The organism is Pseudomonas silesiensis (assembly GCF_001661075.1).
GTDB classification, from domain to species: domain Bacteria; phylum Pseudomonadota; class Gammaproteobacteria; order Pseudomonadales; family Pseudomonadaceae; genus Aquipseudomonas; species Aquipseudomonas silesiensis.
The window spans coordinates 3,742,279-3,759,361 of record NZ_CP014870.1; the positions used below are offsets into that span (position 1 = coordinate 3,742,279).

General features: G+C 61.5%; 14 protein-coding genes and 1 pseudogene. 10 read left to right on the top strand and 5 right to left on the bottom strand.

Annotated elements, in window-relative coordinates; genetic code table 11:
- Positions 1 to 535: 535 nt before the first annotated feature.
- A complete protein-coding gene (locus tag PMA3_RS16595) occupies positions 536 to 1,426 on the bottom strand; it encodes a LysR family transcriptional regulator (protein WP_064678186.1) in 891 nt (296 codons plus the stop codon).
- A 137-nt stretch (positions 1,427 to 1,563) separates the two neighbouring features.
- Here PMA3_RS16595 and PMA3_RS16600 point away from each other — a divergent pair, with 137 nt between their 5' ends.
- The 3 genes and pseudogenes from PMA3_RS16600 (at position 1,564) to PMA3_RS16605 (ending at position 4,085) form a co-directional block, all read left to right on the top strand.
- Positions 1,564 to 2,988, top strand: coding sequence for an MFS transporter (locus PMA3_RS16600; RefSeq protein WP_064678187.1), 1,425 nt, complete (start codon positions 1,564 to 1,566; stop codon positions 2,986 to 2,988).
- Between the two features lie 17 nt (positions 2,989 to 3,005).
- A pseudogene (locus tag PMA3_RS30865) lies at positions 3,006 to 3,182 on the top strand (glutathione binding-like protein); the annotation flags it as partial.
- A 570-nt stretch (positions 3,183 to 3,752) separates the two neighbouring features.
- Positions 3,753 to 4,085 carry a DUF6124 family protein gene (locus PMA3_RS16605; RefSeq protein WP_064678188.1) on the top strand — a complete coding sequence of 111 codons (333 nt, stop codon included), beginning with the start codon at positions 3,753 to 3,755 and terminating at the stop codon, positions 4,083 to 4,085.
- Positions 4,086 to 4,293: 208 nt separating this feature from the next.
- On the opposite strand, the gene PMA3_RS16610 is transcribed toward PMA3_RS16605, so the two are convergent.
- Both PMA3_RS16610 and PMA3_RS16615 read right to left on the bottom strand, forming a co-directional pair.
- Positions 4,294 to 4,557 carry a hypothetical protein gene (locus tag PMA3_RS16610; protein ID WP_064678189.1) on the bottom strand — a complete coding sequence of 88 codons (264 nt, stop codon included), beginning with the start codon at positions 4,555 to 4,557 and terminating at the stop codon, positions 4,294 to 4,296.
- A 273-nt stretch (positions 4,558 to 4,830) separates the two neighbouring features.
- Positions 4,831 to 5,148, bottom strand: a complete 318-nt coding sequence (locus PMA3_RS16615; protein ID WP_064678190.1) for a carboxymuconolactone decarboxylase family protein — start codon at positions 5,146 to 5,148, stop codon at positions 4,831 to 4,833.
- Between the two features lie 195 nt (positions 5,149 to 5,343).
- Here PMA3_RS16615 and PMA3_RS16620 point away from each other — a divergent pair, with 195 nt between their 5' ends.
- The 4 genes from PMA3_RS16620 to PMA3_RS16635 are packed head-to-tail and all read left to right on the top strand — an operon-like array spanning position 5,344 to position 10,899.
- Positions 5,344 to 6,717, top strand: a complete 1,374-nt coding sequence (locus tag PMA3_RS16620; protein WP_064678191.1) for a glutamine synthetase family protein — start codon at positions 5,344 to 5,346, stop codon at positions 6,715 to 6,717.
- Between the two features lie 21 nt (positions 6,718 to 6,738).
- Entirely contained in the window at positions 6,739 to 8,130 is a 1,392-nt protein-coding gene (locus tag PMA3_RS16625; RefSeq protein ID WP_064678192.1) for an aldehyde dehydrogenase family protein, read from the top strand.
- Between the two features lie 31 nt (positions 8,131 to 8,161).
- Positions 8,162 to 9,322, top strand: a complete 1,161-nt coding sequence (locus PMA3_RS16630) for an iron-containing alcohol dehydrogenase (RefSeq protein WP_064678193.1) — start codon at positions 8,162 to 8,164, stop codon at positions 9,320 to 9,322.
- A gap of 11 nt (positions 9,323 to 9,333) precedes the next feature.
- Positions 9,334 to 10,899: an amino acid permease gene (locus PMA3_RS16635; protein ID WP_064678194.1), complete on the top strand. Its 1,566-nt coding sequence runs from the start codon at positions 9,334 to 9,336 to the stop codon at positions 10,897 to 10,899.
- A gap of 162 nt (positions 10,900 to 11,061) precedes the next feature.
- On the opposite strand, the gene PMA3_RS16640 is transcribed toward PMA3_RS16635, so the two are convergent.
- Positions 11,062 to 11,298, bottom strand: coding sequence for a hypothetical protein (locus PMA3_RS16640; RefSeq protein WP_064678195.1), 237 nt, complete (start codon positions 11,296 to 11,298; stop codon positions 11,062 to 11,064).
- 169 nt (positions 11,299 to 11,467) lie between these two features.
- Here PMA3_RS16640 and PMA3_RS16645 point away from each other — a divergent pair, with 169 nt between their 5' ends.
- The gene (locus PMA3_RS16645; RefSeq protein WP_064678196.1) at positions 11,468 to 13,231 is read left to right on the top strand and encodes an L-lactate permease; all 1,764 of its coding nucleotides are present in this window, start codon (positions 11,468 to 11,470) and stop codon (positions 13,229 to 13,231) included.
- A 283-nt stretch (positions 13,232 to 13,514) separates the two neighbouring features.
- On the opposite strand, the gene glcC is transcribed toward PMA3_RS16645, so the two are convergent.
- Positions 13,515 to 14,282 carry a transcriptional regulator GlcC gene (glcC, locus tag PMA3_RS16650; protein WP_064678197.1) on the bottom strand — a complete coding sequence of 256 codons (768 nt, stop codon included), beginning with the start codon at positions 14,280 to 14,282 and terminating at the stop codon, positions 13,515 to 13,517.
- Positions 14,283 to 14,516: 234 nt separating this feature from the next.
- On the opposite strand from glcC, the gene glcD reads away from it, so the two are divergent.
- A complete protein-coding gene (glcD, locus tag PMA3_RS16655; RefSeq protein ID WP_064678198.1) occupies positions 14,517 to 16,016 on the top strand; it encodes a glycolate oxidase subunit GlcD in 1,500 nt (499 codons plus the stop codon).
- Positions 16,016 to 17,080: a glycolate oxidase subunit GlcE gene (gene glcE, locus PMA3_RS16660; RefSeq protein ID WP_064678199.1), complete on the top strand. Its 1,065-nt coding sequence runs from the start codon at positions 16,016 to 16,018 to the stop codon at positions 17,078 to 17,080. The genes glcD and glcE overlap by 1 nt, the downstream gene beginning before the upstream one ends.
- Positions 17,081 to 17,083 lie beyond the last annotated feature (3 nt).

Here is a 17,083-nt window from a genome sequence, read left to right on the forward strand (position 1 = left end):
AGGTTCAAGTCTGAAACCCTGTTACCGAGTATCGCAATCCGGGGGTGTGGAGTCGGCATGACGCTCGCCTCGACCGATCGATAGGCACATGGTTAAACAGCAAGATAAGCAACACTAGCATTGCGCGGAGAAAATGCATCTGTTATTGCGTTGTTTATTCCCATGATTCGACGAACGCGCAAAGCCAGGCTTCAGCCTGGCACAGAGGCAAGCCCGCAAATTAAATTCGCGCGGGAAAATATTTTATTGGTTTCATACAGTTATCAAACTTGAACGCTATTGATCAACAACCACTAGAGCCTCTAATCATTGACCAGCATCGAGAGCAATACGCCATACGAACCCATAACTGTAAAAGAGAAAGTTTCACATTACGCGATCAACCCAATACCCCCGCCTGATTCATAAATTCAAAATAGTGTTATATCAAAATGACGCGCCGTTATTTCCATACATACTAAACATCGCCACAAGCGTTACACCACTTTAACACAGATGAATATATATACATGATATCAACTTGATCACGTATTTCTTACTTCACGCATATCTCGCGAACACAACTGCGTAACCATCTGTGAGCGTGATCGCTGTCCAGTCGTGGGTGCCACAGCATTGCCACGGTGAATGTCGGCACCGCGAAGGGTAATGCAAAGCTGTGCATCCCTTCGCGCAAGCTGGCGGTATGCCGCTCAGGAACACTGGCGATGAAGTCGGTGGCCCGGGCCAATGCCAGTGCGGTGGAGAAGCCTGCAACGATGGTCACTATCTGTCGCTGCAGTTCCAGTGGCGCCAGGGCCTCATCGATCGGCCCCCTTTCGAGCCCTCGCCGGGAAACGCCGATGTGGCTGCCCGCCGCATACCGGGCGGGCGTCATTTCGCCTTGACTCAAAGGGTGCCCCCGGCGCACGACGCCGATCAAACGGTCGCGAAACAATCCCTGCGTACGCAACTCCGGACCCGCAGCCTTCCCCACCACGCCTGTTTCCAGATCGACGGTCCCATCGCGCAATGACGTGCTGTCTTTATCCGCTTTGTGCATGAAGCGCAACCGTACCCCGGGCGCTTGCCCGGCCATGCGCGCAATGAGTGCCGCGCCGAAATTCTCGACGAAGCCTTCACTGCTGCGCAGGGTGAAGGTGCGGTTGAGTTGCGCGAGGTCCGGCTGCTCGGCCGGCCGCAGCACCGCTTCTGCGTCCTGCACCAGCTGACTGACCCGCTCGCGCAGTTCCAGCGCCCGGGGTGTCGCCACCAGCCCTCGTCCGGCCCTGACCAGCAGCGGATCGCCGGTGGTTTCGCGCAAGCGCGCCAGCGCCCGACTCATCGCTGACGGGCTCAGCCCCAAGCGCCTGGCGGCGCGGGCGACACTGCCTTCGGCGAGCAGCACATCAAGGGTGACCAACAGGTTTAGATCGGGAGTGGACATGGATGGCCCCGCAGAGGTGATGACATGGCGTCGGATGCACTTATCAACTGCAACTGCTGCGCCTTCCGCCATGTTAGGCCCGAGCGTACCTTTCTAACAGCTCCGCTTCGGGAGCGACTTCACAAAGGAGGGGCGAGATGAAGCCAACCAGTGCGATAGCAGACACCCTGCAACCCACTGCTTCAGTGCGCTGGGCATTGACCAGCCTGGCGCTTTCAATGTTGCTGTCCTCGCTGGGCACCAGCATCGCCAATGTCGGCCTGCCGACCCTGGCCGCCGTATTCGACGCCTCTTTCCAGCAGGTGCAATGGGTCGTCCTCGCTTATCTGCTGGCGATCACCACCCTGATCGTCAGCGTCGGCCGGCTCGGCGACCTCATCGGTCGTCGACGCCTGCTGCTGGGCGGCATCGGCCTGTTCACCCTGGCCTCGGCCTTGTGCGCCCTGGCACCGACGCTGTGGCTGCTGATGGGTGCCCGGGCGCTGCAGGGTCTCGGCGCGGCGATCATGATGGCATTGACCATGGCCTTCGTCGGCGAGACGGTGGCCAAGGAAAAAACCGGCAGCGCCATGGGGTTGCTGGGGACAATGTCGGCGATTGGCACCGCGATGGGGCCGTCCCTGGGCGGCATGCTGATCGCCGGTTTCGGCTGGCGGGCGATCTTCCTGATCACCGTGCCGCTGGGTCTGCTGACGGGGTGGCTCGCGCTGCGCTACTTGCCGGCCGATCGTCAAAAAGACAGATCCGGGCGCGCCCGCTTCGACTCGCTGGGCACACTCCTGCTGGCGCTAACGCTTGGGGCTTACACCCTGGCCATGACACTCGGACGTGGCAGCTTCGGTTACCTGAACCTGGCTTTGCTGTTGGCGGCGGGTGCTGGCGGCGCCCTCTTCGTCTTCACCCAGTCCCGAGTCGGCTCACCCTTGATCAGGTTGTCGCTGTTGCGCGACCCGCTGCTCAGCGCCAGCCTCGCCATGAGCACATGTGTGGCGACGGTGATGATGGCGACGCTGGTGGTCGGCCCCTTCTACCTCTCGCAGGCACTCGGACTGGATGCCGTCAGGGTCGGGCTGGTGCTGTCGATCGGTCCGATTGTGGTGGCGCTGACGGGGGTGCCCGCGGGCCGCATCGCCGACCGTTTTGGCGCGCAACGCATGACCCTCGCCGGGCTCATCGCGATGGCGGCCGGTTGCCTCGCACTGGCGGTGTTGCCCCGGACGCTCGGCATCGGCGGCTACGTCGCGCCCATGGTGATCGTCACCCTCGGCTACGCGCTGTTCCAGACCGCCAACAACACCGCGATCATGGCCGATGTATCACCGGAGCAACGGGGCGTCATCTCGGGCCTGCTCAACCTCTCGCGCAATCTGGGGCTCATCACCGGGGCCAGCGCCTTGGGCGCGGTGTTTGCGCTGGCGTCGGCGGCGGCCGCGATCACCGAAGCGCCTCCCGAGGCGGTTGCCAGCGGCATGCGGATCACCTTCGCCGTTGCGCTGGGGCTGATGGTCACGGCACTGGCCGTCGCCTTGGGTAGCCGCGCCAGGAGCCATGACCGCTCGTAACCCTGCAAGAGGGTTGCCTGGCCGATTGCGCCGCGGCCCCGGCACTGTTCTATGCCAGCACCCTGCAGCCGTTTCCCGAGGACTGCAGCCATTTGAGCGCCTATTTCGACAGGCTGACTCAACGGCCATCATTCAAGCGGGTCATTGATGAAGCTCGCCCGTATTTTTCGCTTTATCCGTTTAGCGGCATGTGACCGCCCCCCTTAACAAAAAGAGAAAGTTCCTACATTCCTACCCATCGACAGCCCTGTGCGACAAATTCCACTTGCTTTGTAGTTCAGGGCCAAACAGCGCAGTGCCAAGTTTATGTGGCATCTGTAATTATCCGGATCCAGCCGACTCCTACAGCATGTGATCGCATCGTCCAACTTTTTGGGGCGCAGGCCAGACCGTGGGGACTATCAGGCTAAAGGCGACTGTAGGAATTGTCTGAGTTGTAGGCAGGAGGCTACATCGTCTTGCGTCGATGCCTACGCCTAAGACAGAATCCGCCGGCTTGTGCGCCTTGGGGCTGGCTTATATCGTCTGCGGGTCGTTGAAAATCAGCGATCGGGTTTCGCAGCTCGGGTCAATCAAGGCGCTCAGCGCCACCGTTTCCATTCAGTGGCGCTTTGTTCGTCTACTGCAGTGCGTTATGGCGGCTGTGCGCGGGAGACCTTCGGGTCTGCCGGGTTCCTTGATTCCCGGTCTGCGAACCTGCGTACAGCTGCCACCTTTCGTTTCGCAGCGAACCGTGGTCGCTCCATCAATCAAGGAGCTTCATCGTGATCAGATCAACTCCCAGCCCTCCCGAATCAACAGACACAAGCGAATCGGCCAACCGTGCCAGCGACCCTCAGCACACTCACCGAACTCTTAAAAACGCCATCCCACCCCACAAACCCAGCACGATGTTCGTCATCGCCCCCGGCATCGGCACCGAAACCCTGTTGGCCCACGCCTGTGAATCCCTGGCCTCGGCGAGTGTAATGGCGAGTGATTTCGCGGGATTTCTGGAAGGGTCGCAGCGCAACACGATGCTGGGCATTCAGCAGGTCATCATGCTGGCCGAACTGGCGGTGAATCGGGCACTGGATAACGTCGATCCGCAGGATTGACCCACCTGATCATTCCCATGCTCGGCGTGGGAATCCTGCTGTTTTCTGATGCTTTCAGCATGATGGGAAGATGACGGCTAACATAGAGGCTGTGGGCAATGAAGACCCATCCCATCATGATGGGGCCGCCAATAAGAATAATTGCGCACCATGACTTCCAGAAATCATCTCCAGTCATGGACGTGTTTTTCATAGATGTTTTCTCCCGTCAGCTCACCCGCAGGTCGCTGAGAATGATCAGGGTGCCGGCCTTGATGAAGCCATCCAGGTCCGGATTGAGGTCGCTAAATTTCAGCAAGGCACTGTTTGGAATATCCTCAAACAGGGTGTCGAACATCTCCTTGGCATTCATGCTGTAAGGCACGACGTAGAAACCTGGGCCCGCGAGGGGCACGGGCTCCGGGCTGTACTGATGGCGAGGAGGCGGATTTTCGAAGGTGTACTGCGGCGGGGGCTTTGGCTTGGTGCACATGCTTCGATCATTCGATCTGGCCGGCGGGCACACGCCTGCGCGGGAAAATGCACGAGGATCGTAAGAGTTGTTGTCTTTGAACCCGTTGTTCTTTCGTTCGTCGGACACAGGATTGATTCCTTTGAGTAAGAATCAAAGCCTAACAAGCAGCCTGCGGCCGCACACCACACCTGAGCAAAAAGAGAAAGCTCCTACATTATCTGACCGGTGGGGGGCGTCAATTCGATGCCCCCGCAGGTCAGTCGCCAGCGTGCAGCCTCCCGTGTCACCCGTTCATTGCTCCAGCACATCCTCCGCCCAGCTGATGGCCGCCACGACGGTAGGAAAGCCGATGGTGCTCGTCAGCGCGATCAATGCGTGCCGGATCTGCTCTGGCGTCGCGCCCGCTTCCAGTGCCCGCCTGGCATGACTGTGCACGGCGCCTTCGGAGCGGATGGCTGCCGCGGCGCCGAGCTGGATCAGCTGGACCACCGCATCGTCCAGTGGGCCGGCATGCCGCACCGCCGTGCCCAGGGCCTGCACGGCGGCCAGGTAATCCGGGTACTGCTTTTTCAGTTGTCGGTAGGTGTTGTGCTCTCTTTTCTTGCCCATCTCTGTATCCTCGCGAGGCTGTGCCCGGCCCGATTTGACCGGCGTCGATTGACGAAACTTGCGCATTCCAACAGTAAGCTAAGCTAAGAACAGCTCATTGCCCACGATGCTCGCGTCTGCAGGTTTTGGTTTTTCTGGAGAGCGTCTGCAACAGCTATTCAGAAAGGTCCAACCCCTTCACGCAGGACTGACGTGATGACCGAGCCCCTCCTCAGTTTCGACCAACTCAAGCGTGCCGCGGCTGCCGGCGAAATCGATACCGTGCTGGTGTGCATGGTCGATATGCAGGGCCGCCTGGTCGGCAAGCGCTTCCAGGTCGAGTTTTTCATCGACAGCGGCCACGAAGAAACCCACTGCTGCAATTACCTGCTGGCCGACGACATCGACATGGAGCCAGTGCCGGGTTACGCCGCCGCCAGCTGGAGCAAAGGCTATGGCGACTTTGTGCTCAAGCCGGACATGGCCACGTTGCGCCGGGTGCCGTGGCTGGAGTGCACGGCACTGGTGCTCTGCGATGTGCTCGATCATCACCATCGGCAGGACTTGCCCCACAGCCCCCGGGCCATCCTGAAAAAGCAGATCGAGCGCCTGCGCCAGCGGGGTTATACCGGTATGTTCGCCTCGGAGCTGGAGTTCTATCTGTTCGATGAGAGCTACGAGGCCATCCACAACCGCAACTACCATAAGCCCAAGACCGCCGGCCATTACATCGAGGATTACAACATCCTGCAGACCACCCGCGAGGAACCGGTGCTGCGGGCGATTCGCAAACATCTGCAGGCCTCGGGCATTCCCGTGGAAAACTCCAAGGGTGAATGGGGCCCAGGCCAGGAAGAGATCAACATCCGTTATGCCGATGCGCTGACCATGGCCGACCACCACGTCATCATCAAGCACGCCTGCAAGGAGATCGCGCAGCTGCAGGGCAAGGCGATTACCTTCATGGCCAAGTGGCGCTATGACGCCGCCGGTTCCAGCAGCCACATCCACAATTCGCTGTGGGACAAAAATGGCAAGAAGTCGCTGTTCTTCGACGCCAAGGCCGAGTTCGGCATGTCCAAGCTGATGCGTGCCTGGGTCGCCGGGCAGCTCAAGTACGCCAACGACATCACCTGCTTCCTCGCGCCCTACATCAACTCCTACAAGCGGTTCCAGGCCGGCACGTTTGCCCCGACCCGGGCGGTCTGGAGCCGGGACAATCGCACCGCGGGCTTTCGCTTGTGCGCCGAGGACAGCAAGGCGATTCGCATCGAATGTCGCATCGGCGGCGCCGACCTCAACCCGTACCTGGCGTTCGCTGCGTTGATTGCCGCCGGCCTGGCCGGAATCGACGAGAAGCTTGAACTCGCGCCACCGTTTGAAGGCGATGCCTATGTCGACGAGCACCTGCCGGAAGTGTCCAAGACCCTGCGCGAGGCCTGTGCCGCGCTCCAGACGTCGAGCATGTTGCGCGAGGCGTTCGGTGATGACGTGATCGACCACTACGTGCATACCGCCGAATGGGAGCAGAAGGAGTACGACCGGCGGATTACCGACTGGGAATTGCAGCGCGGTTTCGAGCGCTACTGAGCAGCCTTTTTAGAGAAGATCATGACCTCAACGATTCAGCTCATCTCGCCGGTCGATGGCCGGGTCTATGCCGAACGCCGCTGCGCCGATGCCGGGCAGATCGACCAGGCTCTGGCCGCTGCGCAAGCGGCCCAGGCGTCATGGAAACGCCGGCCCCTGAGCGAACGCGCCGCCTTCTGCAGCGCCGCAGTGGACGCCATGTTGGCCATGCAGGCTGACATCGTGCCGGAACTGGCCTGGCAGATGGGCCGCCCGGTGCGCTTCGGTGCAGGCGAATTGCGCGGGTTCGAAGAGCGTGCACGGCACATGATCGCCATTGCACCCGAGGCGCTGGCAGCGCTCGAGCCCACGCCCATCGCGGGCTTTCGGCGTTTTATCAAGCGCGAGCCGCTGGGTACGGTATTGGTCGTCGCCCCTTGGAATTACCCCTATCTGACGGCAGTGAATACCATCATTCCAGCGCTGATGGCCGGCAACAGCGTCATCCTCAAACACGCGTCACAAACGCTGCTGGTCGGCGAACGGTTTGCCGAGGCGTTCCGCCGCGCCAATCTGCCCGATGGGCTGTTCCAGAACCTGCTGCTCAGTCATGTCTATACCGGGGCGATCATTGCCTCTGGACGTGTGCGGCAGGTGAACTTCACAGGTTCAGTGGAAGGTGGCAAGAGCATGGAACACGCGGCCATCGGAGAGTTCGTCGGGGTGGGCCTGGAGCTTGGCGGCAAAGACCCGGCCTATGTCCGGGCCGACGCCAACCTTGAGCATGCGGTGGAAAACCTGGTGGACGGCAGCTTCTTCAATTCCGGGCAGAGCTGCTGCGCGGTGGAACGCATCTATGTCGATGAACAACTCTACCCGGCCTTTGTCGAGCGATTCGTTACCTTGACTCGCCAGTACGTGCTGGGCAATCCGCTGGACGAAGCCACCACGCTCGGGCCGATGGTGTCCCGTGGCGCCGCTGATTTCGTCCGCGATCAGATCGCCGAAGCCCTGACACAGGGCGCCCGGGCGCTGATCGACCCAAGTGCCTTTCCCGCCGACGCCCCGGGCAGCGCTTACCTCGCACCTCAGGTATTGGTCGATGTCAGCCATCAGATGTCGGTGATGCGCGAGGAAAGCTTCGGGCCGGTGGTCGGCATCATGCCGGTGGCCAGCGACGATGAAGCCATCGCTTTGATGAACGACAGTGAGTTCGGGCTCAGCGCGTCCATCTGGACCCAACACCTTGCCGCCGCCGAACACTTGGGCAACCAGATCGACACCGGCACGGTGTTCATGAACCGCTGCGATTACCTCGACCCGGCCCTGGCCTGGACCGGGGTCAAGAACAGCGGACGCGGGGTTACGCTGTCGCGCCTGGGCTATGAACATCTGACCCGGGCGAAGTCCTTTCATTTGCGCCATGAGATTTGAACCATGAGTCTTGAACCTTGAGAGGCGAGCCATGAGCCTGACCGCGAACTGGAACTACCCCACCAGCATCCGCTTCGGTACCGGCCGCATTGCCGAACTGGCCGAGACCTGCCGCAGCCAGGGCATCGAGCGACCGTTGCTGGTCACCGACAGTGGCCTGGCCCGCGCCCCGATCACCACCGCCGCACTGGATGCCCTGCGCGCCGCCGGTCTTGGTGTGGCGCTGTTTTGCGACCTCAAGCCCAACCCGGTCGAAGCCAACCTGGCCGGCGGGCTCGATGCCTGGCACGCCGGCAAGCACGATGGCGTGGTCGCCTTCGGCGGTGGCAGCGGCCTGGACATGGGCAAGCTCATCGCCTTCATGAGCGGCCAGACGCGACCGGTCTGGGATTTCGAAGACATCGGCGACTACTGGACCCGGGCCGACGAAAGCCGCATCGCCCCGGTGATCGCGGTGCCGACGACGGCGGGTACCGGCTCGGAAGTGGGCCGTGCGGCAGTGATCATCGACGAGGGCACTCACACCAAACGCATCATCTTTCACCCGAAAATGATGCCGCGGGTGGTCATCAGCGATCCGGCCCTGAGCGTCGGCATGCCGGCCAAGGTCACCGCCGGTACCGGCATGGATGCGTTTTCGCACTGCCTGGAGGCCTACTGCGCCCCCGGTTTTCATCCCATGGCCGAGGGCATCGCCGTGGAAGGCATGCGCCTGGTGGCCAACGCCCTGGTGCGGGCCGTGCACATGCCCTCCGACCTCGAGGCGCGCGGGCAGATGCTCGCGGCAGCGGCGATGGGCGCCACGGCCTTCCAGAAAGGCCTGGGCGGGATGCACGCCCTCGCCCATCCGATAGGCGCGCTGTACGACACCCATCACGGCATGACCAACGCCACCTTGATGCCCTATGTCCTGAAATTCAATCGCCCGGCCATCGAGGAGCGCATCACGCGCCTGGCGGCCTGGTTGCGCCTGCCCTCCCCGGGTTTCGACAGCTTCCTGGCGTTCGTGCTCAAACTGCGCAAGGACATCGGCGTGCCGCACACGCTGTTCGAACTGGGGGTGGATGATCGACAGGCTGACCTGATCGCGGACATGGCGGTTGTCGACCCCTCGGCCAGCGGCAACCCGCTGCCATTGACCCGGGCTGGCGCGGCCGAGATTTTCGACGCGGCTTTTCACGGCCGTCTGTAGGAGCACACCAAATGAACCCAGCAAGCCAACCCGGCACCGGCGCGCCGCAAGACGATGACGTCAAGGTGCTGCACAGCATGGGCTATGCCCAGCAGCTGTCGCGACGAATGGGGGTTTTCTCCAACTTTGCCATTTCCTTTTCAATCATCTGCATCCTCTCGGGGGGCATCAACTCGCTGGCCCAAGGCACCTCGGGCGCAGGCGGCGCGTCAATCGGCATCGGCTGGCCGATCGGTTGCCTGATTTCCGGGGTCTTTGCCATGGCCATGGCGCAGATTTCCTCGGCCTACCCCACCGCCGGTGGGCTGTATCACTGGGGCTCGATTCTCGGTAACCGCTTCACCGGCTGGCTGACGGCCTGGTTCAACCTGCTGGGGCTGGTGACGGTGCTCGGCGCGATCAACGTCGGCACTTACTACTTCTTTTTCGGGGCTTTCGGACCGGCCCTGGGCATGGAAGATACAACCACGACCCGAGTGATCTTCCTGGCGATCCTCACCGGCATCCAGGCCCTGTGCAACCATTTCGGCATCGGCCTGACCGCAAAGCTCACTGACTTCTCGGGCTATCTGATCTTCGCGACGGCGATCGCACTGACCATCGTGTGCCTGATCGCGGCCCCCAGCTATGAATTCGTCCGGCTGGTGACCTTTGGCAACTATTCCGGCGAGGCTGGCGGCAGCGTCTGGCCACAAGTCTCCAATGGCTGGATTTTCATGCTCGGCCTGCTCTTGCCGATCTATACCATTACCGGCTATGACGCCTCCGCGCATACCTCCGAGGAAACCCGAAACGCGGCGATGTCGGTGCCGGTCGGCATGGTCATGTCGGTGGTCTGGTCGTTGCTGTTTGGCTGGCTCATGCTCAGCTCGTTCGTGCTGATGCTGCCGAGCATGGACGAAGCGGCAACCAAAGGGTGGAACGTGTTTTTCTGGGCGATGGACACTCAGGTCAACCCGACCGTCAAGACGGCGCTGTACCTGGCGATTTTCATCTCGCAGTTCCTTTGCGGGCTGGCGACGGTGACCTCGGTCTCACGGATGATCTTTGCCTTCTCCCGCGACGGCGGCCTGCCCTTCTCTAAAGCCCTGGCCACGGTCTCGCCGACCTACCGCAGCCCGGTGCCGGCGATCTGGACCGGGGCAACCCTGGCGGTGCTGTTTGTCTGGGGCTCGTCGGTGATCTCCATTGGTGCAACGCCGGTCTATACCATCGTGGTCTCCTGTACCGTGATCTTCCTGTTCTTCTCCTTCGTCATCCCCATCATCCTCGGCCTGTTCGCCTACGGCACCGCGAAGTGGCCGACCATGGGCCCGTGGAACATGGGGCGCTTCTGGTACTCGTTCTTTGCCATCCTTTCGATCCTGTCGATGGTGATCATTTTCGTCATCGGCATCCAGCCGCCGAACGATTGGGCGCTGTACATCACCCTCGGGTTCCTGGTGCTGACGGCCATCATCTGGTTCGGCTTTGAAGCGCGACGCTTCCAAGGGCCGCCGGTGGGCGACATGATCGTCAAGCGCCAGGCGCAAATCGCCGCGGCGGAAGCGGCGTTGAATAAACAGGCAGGAAGCTGATGTGCGGCACCCTGTAGGAGCGAGCTTGCTCGCGATGGACGTTAACGATAACGCGTTCTTTCTGAATAAACGCGTCGTTCTTGAGACCTTCGCGAGCAAGCTCGCTCCTACAGGGAGCACAAGAGAGCACGGCGTTAGATGCCAGTGAAGTCAAAGCGCACGTCACAGCGTTCTTTGGCTGTTCCCGATGCCCTTGGCGATATCGATGCCCCAATCCATCGCGGCTTCCATATCCAGCATGTGCGGTTTCGGGTCATCATTTTCATCGATGACCGTGCCGTCAGGTCGGTAAACACCGATAAACATCCCAAGGGATCCGTCCTTCAGAATCTCGGCTTTAACCTCGATCTTGCATCCGTTGGAAAGCGTTTCCTTGTGCTGTATATGGCGTTCAGTCATTGCTGCATTCCTCCCGTTGACGTGCGAGTAGCGCGTTCACCTATTGGCCATCTTAGCTCAGTACAGCCCGCTCGCAGGACGGCCAGGACAGCGGCGCAATGCCACCTATACTACAAGCCACCGCCCCTTCGGGGTCTGCATTCCCAACAATAAAAAGCAGAGGTGGAACATGGTCTGGCAGCAAATCTACGATCCGTTCGGCAACCCGGTGTTTTCAACCATCATGGCGGCAGTGCCGGTGGTGGTGATGCTGGCAGCCCTGGCGTTTTTCCATGTCAAGGCGCACCTGGCGGCACTCATGGCGCTGGGGTCGGCCTTGATCATCGCCATCTTCGCCTTCGACATGCCGGCGAACATGGCCGGTTCCGCCGCGTTGTACGGCGCAGCCAACGGTTTGCTGCCGATCGGCTGGATCGTGCTCAACATCATTTTCCTGCACCGGCTGACGACCGAGAACGGCTCGTTCAAGGTACTGCAGGACTCGCTGGCCCGCATCACCGACGATCGACGGCTGCAGTTGCTGCTGATTGCCTTCTGCTTCGGCGCATTCTTCGAAGGGGCCGCCGGGTTCGGCACGCCGGTGGCGGTGACCGGGGCCATCCTCATCGGCCTGGGGTTCTCGCCCCTGGCGGCCTCGGGCCTGGCGTTGATCGCCAACACCGCGCCGGTGGCGTTCGGTGCCCTGGGTACGCCGATCATCACCCTGGCCAAGGTGACCGGGCTGGATGAGATGGAGCTGTCGATGATGGTCGGTCGGCAACTGCCGTTTTTCTCGGTGATCGTGCCGTTCTGGCTGATCTGGGCATTCGCCGGCTGGCGCAAGATGTTGGAAATCTGGCCGGCGATCCTGGTGGCCGGGGTCAGTTTTGCGGTGCCGCAGTTCCTGGTGTCCAACTACCACGGGCCGATGCTGGTGGACGTGATCGCCGCGCTGATCTCCATGGCATGCCTGACCGGCTTCATCAAGGTCTGGAAACCGGCCACCATTCATACCTCCGCAGCGCTGTCAGGCCGGGTGGACAACTCGAAGATTGACGATGAGCACGACGTCGAACCCACAGCCACCGCTACCTTCAACAGCGAAAACCGCTCGGCCGTGATGCGTGCCTGGATGCCGTGGATCGTCCTCACGGTGTTCGTCTTCGCCTGGGGCACCCAGAGTTTCAAAAACATGTTCGATACCCGTGCGGCAATCGATCCGGTCACTAATTCGGCCAAACTCGACCCGCAAGGCAAGCCGATGCGCGAGGCCAACCCGATCTTCGCCCCGACCTTGACCTTCACCACCATTCACCAGCAGATCGAGAAGGTGCCGCCGGTGGTGCCTGTGCCTAAAACCGAAGAAGCGATCTACAAATTCAACTGGTTTACCGCCACCGGCAGCGGCATCCTGCTGTCGGCGATCCTCGGCGGGTTGTTGATGGGGTACTCCATTCCTCAACTGATTCACCATTACCTGCGAACGATCTGGCTGGTGCGTTATTCGCTGATCACGATCGTGGCGATGCTTGCCCTCGGTTTCCTTACCCGTTACTCGGGGCTGGATGCCACCATGGGCCTGGCCTTCGCCGCGACAGGTATTTTCTATCCCATGTTCGGCACCTTGCTCGGCTGGCTCGGGGTGGCCTTGACCGGTTCGGATACGGCTTCCAACGTGCTGTTTGGCGGCTTGCAACGGGTGACCGCCGAGCAACTGGGGCTCAGCCCGGTGCTGATGGCCGCGGCCAACAGTTCCGGCGGGGTCATGGGCAAGATGGTCGATGCGCAGTCGATCGTGGTGGCCTCGACCGCTACGCGCTGGTACGGCCATGAAGGCGAGATCCTGCGTTATGTGTTCTTCCATTCGATCATCCTGGCCATCCTGGTCGGTGGCCTGGTGACGTTGCAGGCGTATGTGGAGCCGTTCAGCAGTATGGTGGTGGGTGGGAAGTGATTGACGCATAACCCCGTAGGAGCTGGCTTTCCAGCGAAGGCGGCGTATCAGTTAACATCCATATTGACTGTGCTGCCCTCATCGCGGACAAGCCCGCTCCCACAGGTATCGCTGCCGTGCACGAATAATATGCCCAACACAAAACTCTATGGGAGCGGGCTTGGTCCTATACGTCGAACTCCTGCATTCGTGGCAAGGAACGCCCGCTCACTGGCCCGGGCAATGGTGCCTTCGTCGCAGACCAGGATGAACAGGTGCAAGGATAAGTGATCCAGGTGCTGCATCAGGTCCACCCTTCAAGTCGCAGCGTGGCCCGGACCAGCCGTTGCTCTTCGCCTTCGATTTCCTTGAGGTTGTCGCACAAGCTCTGGATATGCGCGATGGCCGCCTTGCGCGCCTGCTCCGGCATGCGCCCGGTCACGGCGTTGTAGAGTCGCGCGTGGTGGCGGTCGATCTGGCGTTTTTGCGGTTCGCGGTGGTAGAGGTTGTTGACCGAGGCAAAGACGGTGTTGAGTAGCAAGTCGGTCAGCGAGCGCAAGGTCTGCACCAGCACGGGATTGTGCGAGGCCTCGCAGATGGCCAGATGAAACGCATGATCGAGCCGGGCGTGGTCGCTCGCTTGCAGCGGATGGTTGTGGGCATCGATCAATGCCTCGTAAGCGCGGGTGATCAGGACAAAGTCGGCGTCGGTTCCACGCAGTGCCGCCAGGCGTGCGGATTCGCCCTCGAGCAGGCTGCGCACTTCGAACAGATCATAAAGGGTGCGTGGCTGCGAGCCGAACAGATGCATCAGTGGTGATACGCCACCGTGACCGGAAAGGTCGGCGACGAATGAGCCCTTGCCCTGCTCGGTCCTGATGATGCCGCGGGCGCGCAACAGCTTCAGCCCTTCGCGCAGCGCCGTGCGCGAGACACCGAGTTTTTCCGTCAGGCGTCGTTCCGAAGGCAACAGCTGCCCGGTCTTGAGCACCCCATCGACGATCAGCCGTTCTATGCGTTCACAGACCACGTCTGCGACTTGTGGGTTACGACTCGTTTCAGCGCTTTCCATTAACCCTCCAACTGGTATGACCAGCTGCATCAGCTTAATCACACCCCTGCAGACACGCTTATAAGCTGATGTTTTATAGGGTGTTTTTTAGACATAGTGGAAAATACAGAATAAAAAACTGGTTCGACCAGTCAAACGACGCATAGACAGTAGACCGTCTCCGGCCAATGATGCAAGTGAGCGTTATCCGCAAACAGAGCTCTAATAAAAACAACCGAGTGCCGTGAACCGCCTATGAACATCCTCTACGATGAACGCGTCGACGGTGTCTTGCCTGATGTCGACAGAACCGCCCTGATCCAGGCGCTGCAAACGCGAGTGCCGGCGCTGGAAATCCTGCATCAGCGCGAAGAACTCAAACCGTACGAATGCGACGGACTCTCCGCCTACCGCACCACACCGATGCTGGTGGTGCTGCCCCGTCACCTCGACGAGGTGCAAGGCGTGCTGCGTGTCTGCCATGAACTGCAGGTCCCGGTGGTCGCCCGCGGCGCCGGCACCGGTTTGTCCGGGGGGGCGTTGCCCCTGGAAAAAGGCGTGCTGCTGGTGATGGCGCGCTTCAACAACATCCTGCACATCGACCCCGCCGCCCGCACCGCGCGGGTCCAGCCGGGGGTGCGCAACCTGGCAATTTCCCAGGCGGCGGCACCGTTCGGCCTGTACTACGCGCCGGACCCGTCCTCGCAGATCGCCTGTTCCATCGGCGGCAACGTGGCGGAAAACGCCGGTGGCGTGCATTGCCTGAAGTACGGACTGACGGTGCACAACCTGCTCAAGGTCGACATCCTCACCGTCGATGGCGAGCACCTGAGCCTGGGCTCGAATGCCCTCGACTCGCCGGGGTTCGATCTGCTGGCGCTGTTCACCGGCTCCGAAGGCATGCTCGGGGTCATCACCGAGGTTACGGTCAAGCTGCTGCCCAAACCGCAGACCGCCAAGGTGCTGCTGGCGGCGTTCGACTCCGTTGAAAAAGCCGGGCGCGCCGTGGGTGCCATCATTGCCGCCGGCATCATCCCCGGCGGCCTGGAAATGATGGATAACCTGGCCATTCGTGCCGCCGAAGACTTCATCCACGCCGGCTATCCGGTGGATGCCGAAGCGATCCTGCTGTGCGAACTCGATGGCGTCGAAGCCGACGTCCATGACGACTGCGACCGCGTGCGCCAGGTACTGGAACAGGCCGGCGCCACCGAAGTGCGCCTGGCTAAGGACGAGGCCGAGCGCGTGCGCTTCTGGGCCGGACGCAAGAATGCCTTCCCGGCGGTGGGTCGTCTGTCCCCGGATTATTACTGCATGGACGGCACCATCCCGCGTCGCGAACTGCCCGGCGTGCTGCAGGCCATTGCCGCGTTGTCGGCCGAGTACGACCTGCGGGTGGCCAACGTGTTCCACGCCGGTGACGGCAACATGCACCCGCTGATTCTGTTCGATGCCAACCAACCCGGCGAACTCGATCGCGCCGAAGCCCTGGGCGGCAAGATCCTCGAATTGTGCGTCAAGGTCGGTGGCAGCATTACCGGCGAACACGGGGTCGGTCGCGAGAAAATCAATCAGATGTGCGCGCAGTTCAACAGCGATGAGCTGACCCTGTTTCACGCGGTCAAGGCGGCCTTCGATCCCAGTGGCTTGCTCAACCCCGGCAAGAACATACCGACGCTGCACCGTTGCGCCGAGTTTGGCGCCATGCACGTTCACATGGGGCAGATGCCCTTCCCTGAACTGGAGCGTTTCTGATGCTTGGCGAACACGATATGGATGACAGCGGCACCCTGTTGGAACAGGTCAACCAGGCGTTGCAAAACGCCACGCCGTTGCGCATTCAGGGTTCCAACAGCAAGGCGTTCCTGGGGCGCATCGTCGCCGGCGAAGTGCTCGACACGCGCTCGCACCGGGGCATCGTCAGCTACGACCCGACCGAACTGGTGATCACCGTCCGCTGCGGCACACCATTGGCCGAACTCGCGCAAGTGCTGGACGCGGCGCAGCAGATGCTGCCCTGCGAACCGCCGTCCTTCGGCGACGACGCCACCGTGGGGGGCATGATCGCCTGCGGGCTGTCGGGACCGCGCCGTCCCTGGTCCGGATCGGTGCGGGACTTCGTGCTCGGCACCCGGGTCATCACTGGCCATGGCAAGCAGTTGCGTTTCGGTGGCGAAGTCATGAAGAACGTCGCCGGCTACGACCTGTCGCGCCTGATGGCCGGCAGCTACGGATCCCTGGGGGTGATCACCGAAGTCTCGCTCAAGGTCCTGCCCAAACCGCGGCAGTGCTTGAGCATCAGTCTGGACATGGACAGCGATCGCGCCCTGTTGCGCCTGGCGGAATGGGGCCAGCAACCGCTGCCGATCAGCGCTGCCTGTCACGACGGCCAGCGCCTGCACCTGCGGCTCGAGGGTGGCGAAGGTTCGGTGACGGCGGCCCATGACCGCTTGGGTGGCGAGGTGCTGGATGCTTCTTATTGGGCGGATCTCAACGAACATCGCTTGAGTTTCTTCGACGAGGACCAGCCACTCTGGCGCCTGTCGGTGCCGCACAACACCCCTCGGCTGTCCCTGCCCGGCCGGCAGCTGATCGACTGGGGCGGCGCACAGCGCTGGCTCAAATCCGACGCCGAGGCCTCGTTCATCCGCTCGATCGTCGAAGAGGTCGGCGGGCATGTGACCTGCTACAGCCACGGCTTGATCGACAGCCCGTTCCAGCCGCTGCCGGAGGCACTGATGCGCTACCACCGAAGCCTGAAGCGACAACTCGATCCCCAGGGCATCTTCAACCCCGGTCGCCTGTACGCGGAGCTTTGACCC

Coding starts and splice junctions, on each gene's coding strand:
- PMA3_RS16645 (WP_064678196.1), top strand. CDS start 11,468: ATGGTCTGGCAGCAAATCTACGATCCGTTCGGCAACCCGGTGTTTTCA.
- glcE (WP_064678199.1), top strand. CDS start 16,016: ATGCTTGGCGAACACGATATGGATGACAGCGGCACCCTGTTGGAACAG.
- PMA3_RS16610 (WP_064678189.1), bottom strand. CDS start 4,557: ATGTGCACCAAGCCAAAGCCCCCGCCGCAGTACACCTTCGAAAATCCG.
- PMA3_RS16620 (WP_064678191.1), top strand. CDS start 5,344: ATGACCGAGCCCCTCCTCAGTTTCGACCAACTCAAGCGTGCCGCGGCT.
- PMA3_RS16640 (WP_064678195.1), bottom strand. CDS start 11,298: ATGACTGAACGCCATATACAGCACAAGGAAACGCTTTCCAACGGATGC.
- PMA3_RS16625 (WP_064678192.1), top strand. CDS start 6,739: ATGACCTCAACGATTCAGCTCATCTCGCCGGTCGATGGCCGGGTCTAT.
- glcD (WP_064678198.1), top strand. CDS start 14,517: ATGAACATCCTCTACGATGAACGCGTCGACGGTGTCTTGCCTGATGTC.
- PMA3_RS16635 (WP_064678194.1), top strand. CDS start 9,334: ATGAACCCAGCAAGCCAACCCGGCACCGGCGCGCCGCAAGACGATGAC.
- glcC (WP_064678197.1), bottom strand. CDS start 14,282: ATGGAAAGCGCTGAAACGAGTCGTAACCCACAAGTCGCAGACGTGGTC.
- PMA3_RS16595 (WP_064678186.1), bottom strand. CDS start 1,426: ATGTCCACTCCCGATCTAAACCTGTTGGTCACCCTTGATGTGCTGCTC.
- PMA3_RS16615 (WP_064678190.1), bottom strand. CDS start 5,148: ATGGGCAAGAAAAGAGAGCACAACACCTACCGACAACTGAAAAAGCAG.
- PMA3_RS16600 (WP_064678187.1), top strand. CDS start 1,564: ATGAAGCCAACCAGTGCGATAGCAGACACCCTGCAACCCACTGCTTCA.
- PMA3_RS16630 (WP_064678193.1), top strand. CDS start 8,162: ATGAGCCTGACCGCGAACTGGAACTACCCCACCAGCATCCGCTTCGGT.